The sequence below is a fragment of the Streptomyces sp. NPDC048566 genome, assembly GCF_043199735.1.
GTDB lineage: Bacteria > Actinomycetota > Actinomycetes > Streptomycetales > Streptomycetaceae > Streptomyces.
The window spans coordinates 163,721-180,579 of record NZ_JBICWL010000004.1 but is presented as its reverse complement, the minus strand read 5'-3'; the positions used below and the strand labels follow the sequence as shown (position 1 = coordinate 180,579).

At 72.7% G+C, this 16,859-nt stretch carries 10 protein-coding genes; 6 read left to right on the top strand and 4 right to left on the bottom strand.

The window, feature by feature from the left end; genetic code table 11:
- Window positions 1–112: 112 nt before the first annotated feature.
- Window positions 113–1,267: a metallophosphoesterase gene (locus ACGFS9_RS09685; protein ID WP_393252089.1), complete on the bottom strand. Its 1,155-nt coding sequence runs from the start codon at window positions 1,265–1,267 to the stop codon at window positions 113–115.
- A 186-nt stretch (window positions 1,268–1,453) separates the two neighbouring features.
- A complete protein-coding gene (locus ACGFS9_RS09680) occupies window positions 1,454–2,566 on the bottom strand; it encodes a LacI family DNA-binding transcriptional regulator (protein WP_393251822.1) in 1,113 nt (370 codons plus the stop codon).
- A gap of 467 nt (window positions 2,567–3,033) precedes the next feature.
- On the opposite strand from ACGFS9_RS09680, the gene hisC reads away from it, so the two are divergent.
- The 5 genes from hisC to ACGFS9_RS09655 all read left to right on the top strand — a co-directional run bounded on the left by hisC (window position 3,034) and on the right by ACGFS9_RS09655 (window position 12,176).
- The gene (hisC, locus tag ACGFS9_RS09675; RefSeq protein ID WP_393251820.1) at window positions 3,034–4,110 is read left to right on the top strand and encodes a histidinol-phosphate transaminase; all 1,077 of its coding nucleotides are present in this window, start codon (window positions 3,034–3,036) and stop codon (window positions 4,108–4,110) included.
- Window positions 4,111–4,437: 327 nt separating this feature from the next.
- Window positions 4,438–5,946, top strand: coding sequence for a cytochrome ubiquinol oxidase subunit I (locus ACGFS9_RS09670; protein ID WP_393251819.1), 1,509 nt, complete (start codon window positions 4,438–4,440; stop codon window positions 5,944–5,946).
- Window positions 5,947–5,966: 20 nt separating this feature from the next.
- The gene (gene cydB, locus ACGFS9_RS09665) at window positions 5,967–6,974 is read left to right on the top strand and encodes a cytochrome d ubiquinol oxidase subunit II (protein ID WP_393251817.1); all 1,008 of its coding nucleotides are present in this window, start codon (window positions 5,967–5,969) and stop codon (window positions 6,972–6,974) included.
- Window positions 6,975–7,034: 60 nt separating this feature from the next.
- Window positions 7,035–10,577 (top strand): thiol reductant ABC exporter subunit CydD, encoded by a 3,543-nt coding sequence (cydD, locus tag ACGFS9_RS09660; protein WP_393251816.1) that lies wholly within the window; start codon window positions 7,035–7,037, stop codon window positions 10,575–10,577.
- A 555-nt stretch (window positions 10,578–11,132) separates the two neighbouring features.
- Window positions 11,133–12,176, top strand: coding sequence for a peptidoglycan DD-metalloendopeptidase family protein (locus ACGFS9_RS09655; RefSeq protein WP_393251815.1), 1,044 nt, complete (start codon window positions 11,133–11,135; stop codon window positions 12,174–12,176).
- 113 nt (window positions 12,177–12,289) lie between these two features.
- On the opposite strand, the gene ACGFS9_RS09650 is transcribed toward ACGFS9_RS09655, so the two are convergent.
- On the bottom strand, window positions 12,290–13,159 hold the full coding sequence (locus tag ACGFS9_RS09650; protein ID WP_393251814.1) for an HAD hydrolase family protein: 870 nt from the start codon (window positions 13,157–13,159) through the stop codon (window positions 12,290–12,292).
- Between the two features lie 404 nt (window positions 13,160–13,563).
- Between ACGFS9_RS09650 and ACGFS9_RS09645 the strand changes: the two genes are divergently transcribed.
- Window positions 13,564–14,475 carry an LLM class flavin-dependent oxidoreductase gene (locus ACGFS9_RS09645; protein WP_393251812.1) on the top strand — a complete coding sequence of 304 codons (912 nt, stop codon included), beginning with the start codon at window positions 13,564–13,566 and terminating at the stop codon, window positions 14,473–14,475.
- Between the two features lie 139 nt (window positions 14,476–14,614).
- On the opposite strand, the gene ACGFS9_RS09640 is transcribed toward ACGFS9_RS09645, so the two are convergent.
- Window positions 14,615–16,633 (bottom strand): NHL repeat-containing protein, encoded by a 2,019-nt coding sequence (locus tag ACGFS9_RS09640; RefSeq protein WP_393251811.1) that lies wholly within the window; start codon window positions 16,631–16,633, stop codon window positions 14,615–14,617.
- Window positions 16,634–16,859: the final 226 nt, after the last annotated feature.

The window sequence follows — 16,859 nt, the reverse complement described above, 5'->3', positions numbered from 1 at the left end:
TACGGATATCCCGATGGTAGAGCGGTGACGGTGCGCCGTGACAGGGGGTTTCCGGAAATTGGCCTCCCGGGCCGGAGCGGTCCGCCCGGGACGTCCCTGGTCCGATCCGTGGTCAGAGGTCCAGCGGGAGGCGCCGGACCAGCAGCTTTCCGGCCATGGTGACGCCGCCGTCCATGGCGATGGCGAGCCCGTCGGCGTAGACGTGCGGACCCTCCACGACGGGTCCCGCGTTGTCCTCGCCCTCTTCCGCGCCGACCTCGCCGAGGAGGTACGGGATCGGGCTGTGACCGTGGACGATGCGTGCGCCGCCGTAGGTGCCGAGCAGGTCGCGGACGGCCTCGGATCCGCCGTCGTCGCGGAAGGCGAAGCGCTTGGTGAACTTGCGGAACAGGTCCCAGCACTCGTCGGCGTCGTTGCGGGTGAGGGTCTCGCGGACGGTGTCGTTGACCGCCTCGATGGAGTCGCCGTAGTCGAGGTAGGCGGTGGTGTCGGAGTGCACCAGCAGGTGCCCGTCGACCAGTTCCATGGCGTCCAGCCGTGCCATCCACTGCAGGTGGTGGTCCTGGAGGCGGTCCATGTCGGTCTTCTGGCCGCCGTTGAGCAGCCAGGCGGCCTGGAAGGTGGCGGTGCCGGCGCCGGAGTTGACGGGGGTGTCGGCGAACCGCTTGGCGCCGAGCAGCAGCAGTTCGTGGTTGCCCATCAGGGCCTTGCAGTAGCCGCCGGCCGCCGCGGCCTCCGCGGACAGCCGCATCACCAGGTCGATGACGCCGATGCCGTCGGGGCCGCGGTCGGTGAAGTCGCCGAGGAACCACAGGCGCGCGGTGCCCGCGGACCAGTTGCCGGCGGCGTCCAGCAGCCCCTGCTCCTGGAGGGCGGTGACGAGCTGGTCGAGGTAGCCGTGCACGTCGCCGACGACGTAGAGCGGGCCGGCGCCGGCACCCGGAGCCGGGGCCGCGTCGGGGTCGACGGAGACCTGCACGGTGTCACCCCGGTTGATGACCGGCAGATCGCGCTCGGTGGGCGTGTATCCCTCGGGGAACTCGCCCGGCACCTCCTCGGCGCGATCGGCGACCCGGTACGGCGTGGGCTCCGCCGCCGCGTACGCGACGGACTGCCCGGCCGGTCCCGCGCCCTCCCCCTGCGGGGCGTCCTGCGCGTACGGACCGGTCTCGTGGACGTAGGCGGGCACGCGGAAGTCGCGCAACGTCGCCGTCCGCATCACCTCGGGTCCCTGACCGGCCCCCTGAGTCATCGACCCCTCCACCACCATCGCGCCGCATCTGCACCTGTTCGGACTGCCTGGTCGCAGCGGCCCGCGGTGTCGTCCGCCCATCATAGGAATGCGGATCGCGCCATGTGATGACCCAGGGGTGGTGAATCGGAACGCGAGTCCGCTCCGCCGTGGATTTCGACCGAAATGGGCGGGCCTCCGCCCGCCCGGTGGCTTCGGGCGTCAGTCCTTCTCGGGCGATCGGGGCGGACTGACCGTCGTCCGCGGGGGCCTGCGCTGCGACGAGGTCCGCACGATCAGCTCCGTCGGTATCACCTGCTCGACCGGTTGGTCCGATTCGACGCCTTCGATGGCGTCGATCAGCAACTGGACGACGGCCGTGCCGATCCTGCGCGGTTTGAGGGAGAGCGTCGTGATGGGCGGCTCGGTGTTGGCGTAGACCGTGGACTCGCTGCAGCACACCAGGAGCAGGTCGTCGGGGACGCGCAGGCCGTAGCGCCGGGCGGCGGCCAGCAGGTCGGTGCCGTTGGGGTCGAAGAGCCCGTAGACGGCGTCGGGGCGGTCGGGCCGCGCGAGCAGCCGGTCGGCGGCGACGGCCCCGGCGCACGGATCGTGTGCCGGATAGGCCTCGTACACCGGATCCTGGCCCACACGCTCGCACCAGCGCAGGTACGCGGTGGTCGAGAGATGGGTGTAGGTGTCGGTGGTGGTGCCGGTGAGCAGACCGATGCGGCGGGCGCCGGCGGCGGCGAGGTGGTCGAGGATGCCGAGGACGGCGGCCTCGTGGTCGTTGTCCACCCAGGCGGTGACCGGGAGCGCCCCGGCCGGGCGGCCGTCGGAGACGACGGGTAAGCCCTGGCGGACGAGTTCGCTGACCACGGGGTCCTGGTCGGAGGGGTCGATGACCACGGTTCCGTCCAGCGCCACGTTCGACCACACGTCGTGGCGGGAGGTCGCGGGAAGGATCACCAGGGCGTATCCCCGGGCGAGGGCGGCCGAGGTGGCGGCTCTCGCCATCTCGGCGAAGTACGCGAACTCGGTGAAGGTGAAAGGTTCATCCCCGTACGTGGTCACGGTCAGGCCGATGAGGCCCGACTTTCCGGTGCGGAGGGTTCGGGCCGCCGCGGACGGGCGATAACCCAGTCGGTCGGCGACCTCGCGGACGTGGCGTCGGGTGGCGTCCGGAAGCCGGCCCTTGCCGTTGAGGGCATCCGAGACGGTCGTGATGGAGACCCCGGCGGCCGCGGCCACGTCTCTGATGCCCGCCCGGCCCGGCCGGCCGCCTCGGCGGGTGGTCTCCGCCCGGCTCACCTGGTGCTTCCCTGCTGCTGTCATGGCGAGCCGATAGTAGGGCTCATGCGGTGGGGTAGTGCGGACGCATATGCACGCGTTGACAGGCACGTTTCTGCATGGTCAAAAGGTGTTAACTGCCTTAGAAATAAAGGTAGTTGAACGATCCAATGTCACTACGTGACTTGTCGGCGCGCATGGGCCTGCCAAGTGGGCCATGTTTCGAAGAGGTCTCAACTCACCTGTACGAGGGATGCGCGCCACGGCGCGGGCCACCGGCGCATGTGATGAACGGCGACGCGCCCCCCATTCGTACCCCTTCGTACGGCGATGCCCGGCCAACCTGCGCGGCGCCCCGGCCGGAGACGCTCCCCCGGTCGCTCACGGCGGCGTCGGGCGGAGACGGGCCGGTTGTCCACAGCCCATTCGCAGCGGCGCGGAATCCTCATAAGGTGAGAAGCATTGGTAGCCGGTGGTGGTCTGAGCCGCTGGTCGTCACGAGGAGGACTGCGGTGAGCGAGACGAGCCCCAAGCTGCGTGCCGAGCTGGCGGGGATCCCCACCTACAAGCCCGGCAAGCCGGCCGCCGCCGGCGCCGTGGCGTACAAGCTGTCCTCCAACGAGAACCCCTATCCGCCGCTGCCCGGTGTCATCGAGAGCGTCACGGCGGCGGCCGACGCCTTCAACCGCTACCCGGACATGGCCTGCACCGGGCTGGTGAACGAGCTGGCGGACCGTTTCGCCGTCCCCGTCTCGCACGTGGCCACCGGCACCGGCTCGGTCGGCGTCGCACAGCAACTGCTCCAGGCCACGAGCGGCCCCGGCGACGAGGTCGTCTACGCCTGGCGCTCCTTCGAGGCGTACCCGATCATCACGCAGATCAGCGGCGCGACGTCGGTGCGGGTGCCGCTCACCCCGGACGAGCGGCACGACCTGGACGCCATGGCCGATGCGATCACGGACCGCACCCGGCTGATCTTCGTCTGCAACCCGAACAACCCGACCGGCACCGTGGTGCGCCGGGCCGAGCTGGAGCGGTTCCTGGACCGGGTGCCGAGCGACGTGCTGGTGGTGCTGGACGAGGCGTACCGCGAGTTCATCCGGGACGTCGAGGTGCCGGACGGCGTGGCGGTCTACCGGGACCGGCCCAACGTCTGCGTGCTGCGCACCTTCTCCAAGGCCTACGGCCTGGCCGGCCTGCGCGTCGGCTTCGCCATCGCCCACGAGCCGGTGGCGGCGGCCCTGCGCAAGACGGCCGTGCCGTTCGGGGTGAGCCAGCTCGCCCAGGACGCCGCCGTCGCCAGCCTGCGGGCCGAGGACGAGCTGCTCGGCCGGGTCGGTTCCCTCGTCTCGGAGCGCACCCGGGTCGTCGACGCGCTGCGGGGCCAGGGCTGGACGGTTCCCGAGACGCACGCCAACTTCGTGTGGCTGCGGCTGGGGGAGCGGACGGTCGACTTCGCGGCCCACTGCGAGCGGGCCGGAGTGGTCGTGCGCCCGTTCGCCGGCGAGGGGGTCCGGGTGACCGTCGGTGAGACCGAGGCCAACGACATCTTCCTCAAGGCGTGCGAGGGGTTCCGCCTGCAGCCGTAGCGTGCGGACGGGGACCGGTGCCGGCTGTCGCCGGCATCGGTCCCCGTCGCTTTTCCCTGGTCAGCGCACCTTTCCGGGGCGCGGGCGGTCGCTGACTCCGCCTATCAGTGATCTTGTGCGGGACGCCAGGGGTCGACCGGGTCAGCGGCTGCGGGCCCCCCGGATCCCGCTGAGGGACCCCCCACCCCTCCTGTCTCGAACGGGCATGCGTCATAATTGCTTGTGAATGTGAACGCGTTCACAAACGTGTCCTGGTTGTTCCCGTGATGTCTGGTACAAAGCGGGCAAACTGCCGCTGTGACCACGGCGACGTAAGGAGACTGCGACGTGGAATTGGCTCTGGCGCCGGAAACATTGGCGCGATGGCAGTTCGGCATCACCACCGTCTACCACTTCCTCTTCGTCCCCCTGACGATTTCGCTCGCCGCGCTCACCGCCGGCCTGCAGACGGCCTGGGCGAGGACGGAGAACGAGAAGTACCTGAGAGCGACCAAGTTCTGGGGCAAGCTCTTCCTGATCAACATCGCCATGGGCGTCGTCACCGGCATCGTGCAGGAGTTCCAGTTCGGCATGAACTGGTCCGACTACTCCCGCTTCGTGGGTGACATCTTCGGGGCTCCCCTCGCCTTCGAAGCGCTGATCGCCTTCTTCTTCGAATCCACCTTCATCGGGTTGTGGATCTTCGGCTGGGACAAGCTCCCGAAGAAGATCCACCTGGCCTGCATCTGGATGGTCTCGATCGGCACGATCCTGTCGGCCTACTTCATCCTCGCGGCCAACTCCTGGATGCAGCACCCCGTCGGCTACCGGATCAACCAGGCGAAGGGGCGCGCGGAACTCACCGACTTCTGGCACGTGCTGACCCAGAACACCGCGCTCACCCAGGCGTTCCACACCCTCACCGCGTCCTTCCTGACCGGCGGCGCCTTCATGGTGGGGATCGCCGCCTTCCACCTGGCCCGCAAGAAGCACATCGCCGTCATGAAGACCTCGCTGCGGCTCGGTCTGGTCACCGTGGTGATCGCCGGTCTGCTCACGGCCGTCAGCGGCGACCTGCTCGGCAAGGTCATGTTCAAGCAGCAGCCGATGAAGATGGCCGCCGCCGAGGCGCTGTGGGACGGGCAGAACTCGGCACCGTTCTCGGTCTTCGCGTACGGGGACGTGAGCCAGGGACACAACTCGGTGGAGCTGTCGATCCCGGGGATACTGTCGTTCCTCGCCGACGACGACTTCAACTCCTACGTCCCGGGCATCAACGACACCAACCAGGCCGAGCAGCAGAAGTACGGTCCCGGTGACTACCGGCCCATCATCCCGGTCACCTTCTGGGCGTTCCGCTGGATGATCGGCTTCGGTATGGCGTCCTTCGCCATCGGTCTGTTCGGGCTCTGGCTGACGCGGAAGAAGTTCATGCTCCCCCAGCATCTGAGAGTCGGCGACGACGAGGTGCCTCATCTGGTCCTCTTCACGAGCAAGGCGCTCGGACCGAAGCTGAGCACCTGGGCCTGGCGCATCGCCATCTGGACCCTGGGCTTCCCGCTGATCGCCAACTCCTGGGGCTGGATCTTCACGGAGATGGGCCGTCAGCCCTGGGTGGTGTACGGCGTCCTCCAGACGAGGAGCGCCGTCTCGCCCACCGTCTCGCAGGGCGAGGTCCTCACCTCCATGATCATCTTCACTGCGCTCTACGCGGTCCTGGCCGTCGTCGAGGTCAAGCTGCTCGTGAAGTACGTCAAGGCGGGACCGCCCGAACTCACGGACGCCGACCTCAACCCGCCCACCAAGATCGGCGGCGACTCCCATGACGCCGACAAGCCGATGGCCTTCTCCTACTAGGCCCAGGGAGCTGCTGAGTCATGGAACTTCACGACGTCTGGTTCGTCCTCATCGCGGTCCTGTGGACCGGCTACTTCTTCCTGGAGGGCTTCGACTTCGGGGTCGGCATCCTCACCAAGCTGCTGGCCCGGGACCGCACGGAGAAGCGGGTCTTGATCAACACGATCGGCCCCGTGTGGGACGGCAACGAGGTGTGGCTGCTCACGGCGGGCGGCGCGACCTTCGCGGCCTTCCCCGAGTGGTACGCCACGCTCTTCTCCGGCTTCTACCTGCCGCTGCTGATCATCCTGGTCTGCCTGATCGTCCGCGGTGTCGCCTTCGAGTACCGGGCGAAGCGGTCCGAGGAGCACTGGCAGCGGAACTGGGAGACCGCGATCTTCTGGACCTCGCTGCTGCCGGCGTTCCTGTGGGGGGTGGCCTTCGGCAACATCGTCCGCGGAGTGAAGATCGACCGGAACCTCGAGTACGTGGGCAACTTCTGGGATCTGCTCAACCCGTACGCGATCCTCGGCGGTCTGGTCACCCTGGCCCTGTTCACCTTCCACGGAACGGTGTTCGTCGGGCTCAAGACGGTCGGTGACATCCGGGAGCGGGCCCGCAAGCTCGCCCTGCGCCTCGGTCTGGTCACCGCGGGGCTGGCGCTGGCCTTCCTCCTCTGGACGCAGATCGACAACGGTGACGGCGGGTCGCTGGCCGCCCTCGTCGTGGCCGTGGCCGCGCTCGTCGCGGCACTGGTGGCGGTCAACGCCGGCCGGGAGGGCTGGGCGTTCCTGCTCTCGGGAGTCACCATCGTGGCCGCGGTCGCGATGCTCTTCCTGACGCTCTTCCCGAACGTCATGCCGTCCTCGCTCGATGACGCCTGGAGCCTCACGGTCACCAACGCCTCGTCGAGCCCGTACACCCTGAAGATCATGACGTGGTGTGCCGCCATCGCCACACCGATCGTCCTGCTCTACCAGAGCTGGACCTACTGGGTGTTCCGCAAGCGCATCGGCACGCACCACATCGCCGCGGACGTGTCGCACTGAGTCCGGTGTCGGGGCCCGTTTCACGTGAAACGGGCCCGATGAGTCAAGGGTGTGTTTCACGTGAAACCAATCGATCCGCGTCTGCTCCGATACGCCCGGGCCACCCGCCTCTTCCTGCTGGCGGTCGTGGGGCTGGGTGTCGTGGGAGCGGCGCTGGTCATCGCCCAGGCGATGCTCATCGCCGATGTGGTGGTGGGCGCCTTTCAGCACGGCTCCTCCGCCGCTGAACTCCGCACGCCGCTGCTGCTTCTGGTGGCGGTCGCGGTCGGCCGCGCAGCGGTCGCCTGGCTCACCGAACTGGCCGCGCATCGTGCGAGCGCCGCGGTCAAATCGGAGCTGAGGGGCCGGTTGCTGGACCGGGCCGCGCTCCTCGGCCCCGGCTGGCTCGACGGTCAGCGGACCGGGTCGCTGGTCGCCCTCGCCACGCGTGGGGTCGACGCCCTCGACGACTACTTCTCGCGCTATCTGCCGCAGTTGGGGCTCGCGGTGGTCGTCCCCGTCGCGGTGCTGGCGCGCATCGTCACCGAGGACTGGGTGTCGGCGGCGATCATCGTCGTGACGCTCCCCCTCATCCCGCTCTTCATGGTCCTGATCGGCTGGGCGACCCGCACCCAGATGGATCGTCAGTGGCGCATGCTGTCCCGGCTCTCCGGGCACTTCCTGGACGTCGTCGCGGGACTGCCGACGCTGAAGGTCTTCGGCCGGGCCAAGGCGCAGGCCGAGTCGATCCGGAAGATCACCGGCGAGTACCGGCAGGCGACCCTGCGGACCCTCCGGATCGCCTTCCTGTCGTCTTTCGCCCTCGAACTGCTCGCCACCATCTCGGTCGCTCTCGTCGCGGTGACCATCGGTATGCGACTCGTCCACGGAGAGATGGACCTGTACGTCGGGCTCGTCATCCTCGTCCTGGCGCCGGAGGCGTACCTGCCGCTGCGCCAGGTGGGAGCCCAGTACCACGCCGCCGCCGAGGGTCTCGCGGCCGCGGAGGAGATCTTCGCGGTGCTGGAGACCCCCGTGCCGGCCGCCGGAACGGTGCGGGTGCCGGCGGGCGCGATCGATGTCCGGGGTGTGACCGTGCGCTACCCGGGACGATCGGCCGACGCCGTCTCGGACGTCTCCTTCGGCATCGCGCCGGGTGAGACGGTCGCTCTCGTGGGACCCAGCGGCGTGGGCAAGTCGACGCTGGTGAACGTGCTGCTCGGCTTCGTGCGGCCCACGGCCGGCCGGGTGAGCGTGGGAGGAGTCGATCTCGCCGAGGCCGACCCGGTGGACTGGCGGTCCCGCATCGCCTGGGTGCCGCAACGGCCCCATCTGTACGCCGGGTCCATCGCCGAGAACGTGCGGCTGGCCCGTCCCGAGGCGGACGACGCGGCGGTGCGCACGGCACTCCTCGACGCGGGTGCCGCCGGGTTCGTCGACGCGCTGCCCGACGGGGCCGACACCCTCCTCGGCGAGGACGGTGCCGGTCTCTCGGCCGGCCAGCGGCAGCGGCTCGCACTGGCGCGGGCGTTCCTCGCCGACCGTCCGCTGCTGCTGCTCGACGAGCCCACCGCCTCCCTCGACGGGGCGACGGAGGCCGAGGTCGTCGAGGCCGTGCGGCGTCTCGCCGTGGGACGGACCGTGCTGCTGGTGGTGCACCGCCCGGCCCTGCTCGACGTGGCGGACCGCGTGGTCCGCCTGGAGGCCGGTTCACCCGGGGGCGCCCTGACGGCGCAGCCGCCCGCCGACCCGGCCCACGCGTCCCTGCCCGCCGGAACCCGGGACGTCCCAGCGGACCGGGGCACCGGCCCCCGCGGCGCGGAAGGGCAGCGGAGCGAGGCGATCACGCCGGTCGGCGCCGGAGCCGGCCGCGGCGTACTCGCCCGTGTCCGCGCCATGGCCGCTCCCCGGCGGGGACCGCTCGCGCTCGCCCTGCTGCTGGGCAGTCTCGCGCTCGGCAGCGCCGTAGGACTGATGGCCACCTCCGGGTGGCTCATCTCGCGGGCCTCCCAACAGCCGCCCGTGCTCTACCTGATGGTGGCCGTCACCGCGACCCGGGCGTTCGGCATCGGGCGTGCGGTGTTCCGGTACGCGGAGCGACTCGTGTCGCACGACGCGGTCCTGCGGATGCTGGCCGACACCCGCGTGGCCGTCTACCGGCGCCTCGAACGCCTGGCACCCGCCGGACTGCGCTCCACCCGGCGGGGCGATCTGCTGACCCGGCTGGTGGCCGACGTCGACGCGCTCCAGGACTACTGGCTGCGCTGGCTGCTCCCGGCCGGTGCGGCGGTCCTCGTCTCCGCCGTCTCCGTCGGCTTCACCGCCTGGCTGCTGCCCGAGGCCGGAGCCGCTCTCGCCGTCGGGCTGCTGGCGGCCGGCGCCGGAGTGCCCCTGCTGACCGGCGCCGTGGCCCGGCGCGCCGATCGGCGACTCGCCCCCGCACGCGGTGTGCTGGCCACGCAGGTGGCCGACCTCCTCACCGGGACGGCCGAGTTGACCGTCGCCGGCGCCCTGCCCGTCCGCGCCGCCGGGACCCGGCGAGCCGACGCCGCCCTCACCCGCATCGCCGCACGGGCGGCCACGGCCACCGCCCTCGGTGACGGCCTCACCGCGCTCGTCTGCGGCCTCACCGTCGCGGCCACCTCCCTGGCCGGCGCCCAGGCGGTCGCCGCCGGACGGCTGGACGGTGTCCTGATGGCCGTCGTCGTCCTCACCCCGCTCGCCGCCTTCGAGGCCGTCACGGGCCTTCCGCTCGCCGTGCAGTACCGGCAGCGGGTGCGCCGCAGCGCGGAGCGCGTGTACGAGGTGCTGGACGCACCCGCCCCCGTGCGGGAGCCGGCCCGGCCGCGGCAGGCCCCCGCCTCGCCGTTCCCGCTGCGCCTCGAAGGAGTGCGGGCGCGCCATGCCGGACAGGACCGGGACGCCCTGACCGGTCTCGATCTCACCCTGGACGAGGGCCGGCGGATCGCCGTGGTCGGCGCCTCCGGGGCCGGCAAGACGACACTCGCCCAGGTGCTGCTGCGCTTCCTGGACACCCGGGGCGGAACGTACACGCTGGGCGGTGCGGACGCCGACGCGATGGACGGGGACGCCGTGCGGCGGCTGGTCGGGCTGTGCGCCCAGGACGCGCACCTCTTCGACAGCACGGTGCGGGAGAACCTGCTGCTCGCCCGCAAGGACGCGAGCGGGGACGCCCTGCGGAGCGCACTCGCGCGGGCCCGGCTCCTCGACTGGGTGGACGGGCTGCCCGACGGACTCGACACCCTGATCGGCGAGCACGGAGCGCGGCTGTCCGGCGGCCAGCGCCGGCGCCTCGCTCTCGCCCGCGCGCTCCTCGCCGACTTCCCGGTCCTCGTGCTGGACGAACCGGCCGAGCACCTGGACCTGGCGACGGCGGACGCGCTCACCGCCGACCTGCTCGCCGCGACCGAGGGCCGGACGACCCTGCTGATCACGCACCGGCTGGCCGGGCTGGACGCCGTGGACGAGGTGATCGTGCTGGCCGACGGACGGATCGTGCAGCGGGGCGCCTTCGCCGAGTTGTCGGCCGTCGAGGGCCCCTTGCGGGAGATGGTGGAGCGGGAGACCGCGGGCGATCTGCTCGTGGGCGCGGCCGGGAGGTGAGCCACCCCGGCCCTCCCCCGGCGGCGGGACGGGCCGGGACGCGCCGTCGCCGGCTGCCCTGCTCTGCGGCCGCGGCGGGCATCCACCGCGACGGCGTGCCCCCTGGCCGCACCGGCGCATCGGCGCGGGTCCGTCGGGGTAAAGCCGGTGTCCCACCCGCGCTGGGCACCGTCCCACGCCCTCCGGCACGCCGAGGTCGGCGGAGTCCTGCCGCCGGTCCCGGGGAGCGTGGTCACGCCGCCGGTCCCCCGGGAACGCGATCCTGCCATCGCCCTCACCGGGGCCCGGGAGGCGAGGTCCTGCCACTGCCCTCGCCGCAGCCCGGGACTCCGCCTCCGGCCCCCGCCCGACCCGACAGCGGTCGTCCACGCGGAAGCTGACGTGTCGTCGAAGCCGAGGGTGTATCCGGGGTCCGCCGCCTGCTCCTCCGGCGTCCGCGCGGTGGGGGCCGGCCTGAGGCGTGATCCGCGGTCGCTGCGCCATCCGTGACGGTCCGTCCCCCGGGTGCACCTCCTGAACAGGCCGGGTCCGCCGGGGCGGGCCACGATCGCTTGCATGCGCCCTCCTCGTCGTCATCCCCTGTTCGCACCCGCGCTGTTGTGCGCCGTCGCGGTGCTCGCCGCCCGCCCGGCGACGGCCGAGGGCGACGGTGCGGAACCCGGCGTCAGCGCCCGGGTGGCGCGGCTGTACGAGGACGCCGCGGTGGCGACGCGCCAGTACGAGGCGGGACGCAAGGACGCGGAGGAACAGCGCGGCCGGGCGGAACGGGCCGAGCAGTTGCTTACGCGGGAGCGCCGCGAGATCGCCGTGCTGCACGAGGACCTGGGCCGCATCGCGCGCGCCCAGTACCGGCAGGGCGGCGACCTTCCCTACACGGCGCAGATCCTCCTCGCGAAGGACCCCGACGACCTGATGCGCGGTCAGCGGGCCGTCTGGCGTGCCGACCTCGCGGTCGGGAACTCCGTGGCGAAGAGCCGGAGGGCGGAGCAGCGGCTCGCCGCCGACGAGCTCAAGGCGCGGGACGCCTGGCAGGCACTGGAGACGCGGACCGCCGCGCTCGCCGAGATGAAGCGGACCATCCAGGCGAAGCTGGAAGGGGCCCGGGCGGTGCTGGAGAGCCAGGCGGACGCCTCGGTCGCGGCGGGTGCCTGCCGGGGTGCCGTGCGGCTCGACCAGCCGCCGGTGGACCCGGCGCGGGCCTGGGTCACCCCGGTGGAGACGTACGCGCTGTCGGCGGGGTTCGGCAGCGGGGGCGACCGCTGGGCGCACCGGCACACCGGGCAGGACTTCGCCGTGCCCATCGGCACCCCGGTGCGCGCGGCCGGTGCGGGCCGGGTGGTCAAGGTGTCCTGCGGCGGGGCGTTCGGCATCGAGGTCGTCATCGAGCACCCCGGCGGCTACTACACGCAGTACGCGCACCTCGCCGCGGTGACCGTCGACCAGGGGCAGCGCGTGGCGGCCGGCGAGTGGATCGCGCAGTCCGGCACGACCGGCAACTCCACCGGCCCCCATCTGCACTTCGAGGTGCGGGTCACCCCCGAGATGGGCTCGGCGGTCGACCCCGTGCCGTGGCTGGCCGACCACGGGGTCGTCGTCTAGGTGTACCGCCCTGTGAGGTTGGGGACGCGGCCGGCGCGCGGCCACCGGCCGCGGGAGGGATCGTGCCGCCCGGGTGGACCGCCCGGGCCGGTCCGTCGCCGCGGCCGGCCTCGCTACAGGCGCTCCGCCAGGATGCGCTCGATCACCACGGCCACCCCGTCCTCGTTGTTCGGGGCGGTGCGTCCGGAGGCGGCGGCTATGGCGGCGGGATGGGCGTTGCCCATCGCGTACGACCGGCCGGCCCAGGTGAGCATCTCGACGTCGTTCGGCATGTCACCGAAGGCGGCGACCTCGGCGGGGGCGATGCCGCGCTCGGCACAGCACAGTTCCAGGGTGCTGGCCTTCGAGACGCCGGGGCCGCTGATCTCCAGCAGGGCGCTCGGGCTCGACCGGGTGACGCCCGCCAGGTCGCCGATGGCGGCCCGGGCGACGGTGAGGAAGTCGTCCGGGTCCATGGCCGGGTGGAACGCGAGCACCTTGAGAACGGGCTGGTCGGCGTCCAGCGCGTTCCTCCCGAGGAGCTTCTCGGCGGGGGAGACGATCTCCGGGGGTTCCATGTGCATGAGCGGATAGCCCGGTTCGAGGTGGAGGCCGAAGGTCCGCTCGACGGCGCACACCGTGCCGGGCGCTTCGGAGCGCAGCAGCCGGATGACGTCGAGGGCGGTGTCCGGGACCAGCTCGCGGACCTTGACGAAGCGGTGGGCGCCGGGGCCGCCGTGCAGGTCGACCACGGCGGCGCCGTTGCCGCAGATCGCCAGACCGTGTCCGTGGACGTGGTCACTGACGACGTCCATCCAGCGCGCCGGCCGGCCGGTGACGAAGAAGACCTCGATGCCGGCCTGCTCGGCGGCGCCGAGGGCGGCGATCGTACGGTCCGACACCGTCTTGTCGTCGCGCAACAAGGTGCCGTCGAGGTCCGTGGCGATCAGCCGGGTCGGGACGGTGGAGGCCGGAGTCTCGGGCCGGCGAGTCGCTGAGGTCACGCGCTCATTCTCCCGCACAGGTGTGCTCGGCCGTGCGCCGGTCCGCACACGTGAGTGGTTACCTTCCTCACCGGCCCGATTCCCCCTTCCCGTCCGTCGTGCCGCCCGTGCGAGGCCGCGGGCGCGGTCTCCGCGGCCGATCCACGTCCCGCCGGGCAGTCCCGGGCGCCCGAATGGCCGCGGCGCCCGGCCGACCGGCGGGCAGGCGGTTCCGGCCCGCCGTCGGCCGGCGCGGACGCCCGCCCGACCGGCGCGTGGCCGCGGACGGAGGGGAACCGGCCGGGTTCGCGCCCACGGCTGCGGGGCTGCGACGGTGCACGGCCGGTACGGCGCCCCGGCCGCCGCCGGCGGAGCGGTCGCGGACCGTCCGGCAGGTGCCCGGGCAGCGCGTAGGCTCGCGAGTCATGAGTCTGCGCCTGAGCACCGTGATCCTGCCCTACCGTCGCTGGCACGAGGGGGGGCGTGCCGCGTGGCAGCGTGCCGAGGAACTCGGTTTCCACGCCGCCTACACCTACGACCACCTGGCCTGGCGCAGCTTCCGGGACGGGCCGTGGTTCGGTGCGCTGCCCACGCTGACCGCCGCGGCGGCGGCCACCGAGCGGCTCCGCCTGGGCACCCTCGTCACCTCGCCCAACTTTCGGCATCCGGTCCCCCTGGCCAAGGAGCTGATCTCCCTCGACGACATCTCCGGCGGCCGGATCACCCTCGGCGTGGGCGCGGGCGGCACCGGGTTCGACGCGACCGCCCTGTGCCAGGAACCGTGGACGCCGCGCGAGCGTGCCGACCGGTTCGCGGAGTTCGTCCGCCTGCTCGACTCGCTGCTGACCGAGGGCGGGCCCAGCGGTGTCTCGTACGAGGGCGACTTCTACTCGGCGCACGAGGCGCGCAACATCCCGGGCTGTGTGCAGCGGCCCCGGCTGCCGTTCGCGGTGGCCGCCACCGGCCCACGCGGGCTCCGGCTCGCCGCCCGCCACGGGCAGGCGTGGGTGACGACCGGTGATCCGCGGCTGTACGAGGACGGCACGCCGGCGCAGTCGGTCCAGGCCCTGCGGGCGCAGGCCGAGAAGCTCGCCGACGCCTGCGCCGAGATCGGCAGGGACGCGGCGGACATGGACAAGATCCTGCTGACCGGCTTCACCCCCGACCGGGGCCGGCCGCTGGAGTCGCTCGACGCGTTCGTGGACTTCGCGGGCCGGCATCGGGACGTGGGTTTCACGGAGATCGTCGTCCACTGGCCGATCCCCGACTCGGACTTCGCGGCGGACCAGAAGGTCTTCGAGCGGATCGCCACGGAGGCGGCGGCACAGCTCGGCTGAGACGACCTCGCGGCCGGCTCCCCCCGCCCACGCCCTCGTGCCGCCGGCGCGTGGGGCGCACCGGCGCCGCGGCACTCCGCGGCGCCGGCGCGGGGGCCGGCGCCGCGGCAGGCACCGACCCCTCTCGCGTCCCCGTCGCTCACAAGGAGCGCGGAGGACCGAGCAGCGGGGTGCGCACCGGGGCGGCGAGCCCGACGAAGACCACCATCTCGTGGCCGCCGGGGTTGGTCTGCACCGGCACGTTCCGCCAGTTGTTGGTCAGCCAGACGTTGCCGGACGGATCGATCTGCACCGCCGTGCTCCGTTCGAGCCCGTCGCTCGTGTACCCCGTGCCGGACGGCGAGATCGGGTCGCCCGTGCGCAGGCCGCGGGGGCACGCGGACGTGCGGGCGCCGCACAGGTTGGCCAGCCGGTGGCCGCCGAAGTTCGCCACCCACACGGTGTCGGCGCCGTCGACGGCGATCCCCCAGGGCAGGAACAGTCCGTCGTTCACGAACGGCCTGGCCGGGGTGGTGCCGTCGGGGCGGACCATGGTGACCGACGCGTCGACGTGCCGGGTGACGATGTCCCCGACCGCCTCGGCGACCATGGCGGGTGTGGTGCCTTCACACGGGGCGACCACCACGCCGCTGTTGGCGACCCAGACGTTGCCCCTGCTGTCGGACGCCACGCCCATCGGCCGCTTGATCCCGCCTCCGGCGACCGACTTCACGGGCCGGCCCTGCGGCGAGAGGAGCATCACGTTGTCGCTGCCGTTGCCGGTCACCCAGGCGCGGCCCCGGGTGTCCACCGTGATGCCGAACGGCTTGACCAGGCGGTTCCCGCCGGGCGCGATGTTCCTGGCCCGGCGCGCGTCCCCTCCGGGAATCCGTGTCACGCTTCTGCCGCCGCAGTTCGCGACCCAGACGTTCCCGCCGGTGTCCGCCGCGACGCCCTGCGGCTGGAGGATGTTCCCGCGCCGCCAGCCGGTGCGCGGCGAGAGCGGGCGGCCGTGGGGGCCGAACTCCGAGACGCTGCGGTACAGGCGGTCGGGGTCGAGCGGGCAGCCGGTGCCCTGGAAGCCGAAGTTGGCCGCCCAGACGTGGCCCTCGGGGTCGATGGCGGTGCCGAAGCCCACGCCGTACAGCCCGCCGCCCCGGTAGGGCGAGCCGGGGACGTCCCGGCCGTCCGGCGTCAGCCGGGAGAGGATGCGGGAGCCGCACGCGGAGCGACGGGGGTCCGGGTCGTACCGGTAGTTGTTGGCGATCCAGGCGGTGCCCTCGGCGTCGAACGAGACGTTCCCCGGCCCGTCCAGCTCGTGCCCGTTGCCGTTGTAGCGCAGGGCCAGCGTCCAGGCGTCGGGTGCCGTGCGCAGCCGGGGACGGTAGGTGTCGCGGCGGGCGGCCAGGGCGAACAGCCCGGCGACGTGCTCACCGGGCGCGCGGGCGATGTCGGCGGTCGCCTGGAAGGTCTCCCGGGGCGCGGCGCCTCCGGGACGTCCGGCCAGCTCGAAGAGCCTGCCGCAGGTCTGGCCCGCGGTGCAGCCGGACAGGATGTCGGCCAGCGTGTTGAAGGCGCGCAGGGTGGAGGTCCGGTCGCCGTTCGGGGCCGTGGCGAGCATGCGGGCCGCCGCGCCGCTGGTGACGTCGGCCAGGTTGTGCGAGACGGCCGCGGCGTTCTGCAGTCCGGGGCTGCGGCCGGCCACCTCGCCGCCCTGGGTGAACTGGGCCATCGCGTAGCCCGCCGCGACCGTGGTGCGTTCGTTCAGCACGACGGCGCCCCGGGGGCGGCCGGTTCCCAGCATCGCGACCAGGCGAACCGGCCGGACCGGCTTGCCCGGGTGGGCCGCACGGCGCCGCCCGTCGCGTGCCGGTGCCGCGTCCGCGGTCAGGTACAGCACGGCGTCCGCGCCTCGCGGAGGCCGGTAGGACAGCGTGAAGCGGCCGTCGGCACCACTGCGTGCGCGGGCCAGCGGGCGGGCACCGGCACCGGGCCGGTCTCCCGCCTGCAACAGTGTCACCTCGGTTCCGGCGAGCGCGCGCGTGCCGCTGCGGACGACCCCGCGCTGGGTCTGCGTGCCGTGGCCGGGGGGCGGCCCTCCGGTGGGCTCCGGAAGGGAGGCGCCGACCACGAGGGAGGCCAGCAGGGCGGTGAGCAGGACGGTGCGGCGAGAGCGCACGGGAACTCCTTGTCCGCGGCGGGAAGAGGGGAGGGGGCCGGCACCGAGCCGCCGGCGGCGCGGTGCCGCGTGCCTGTTCCGCACGGTGCCAGTCGGGGCCGGGCGATCGGTGGCAGCCGCTCGGGAGGGGAGCGACCGCCGCCCGTTCAGGTGACCGCGCCACTGGACCGGACGGCCGTGCGGGCGTGGTCGTGTCGCGCACCGCCGGGGCCGGCCCGTGCCGGCT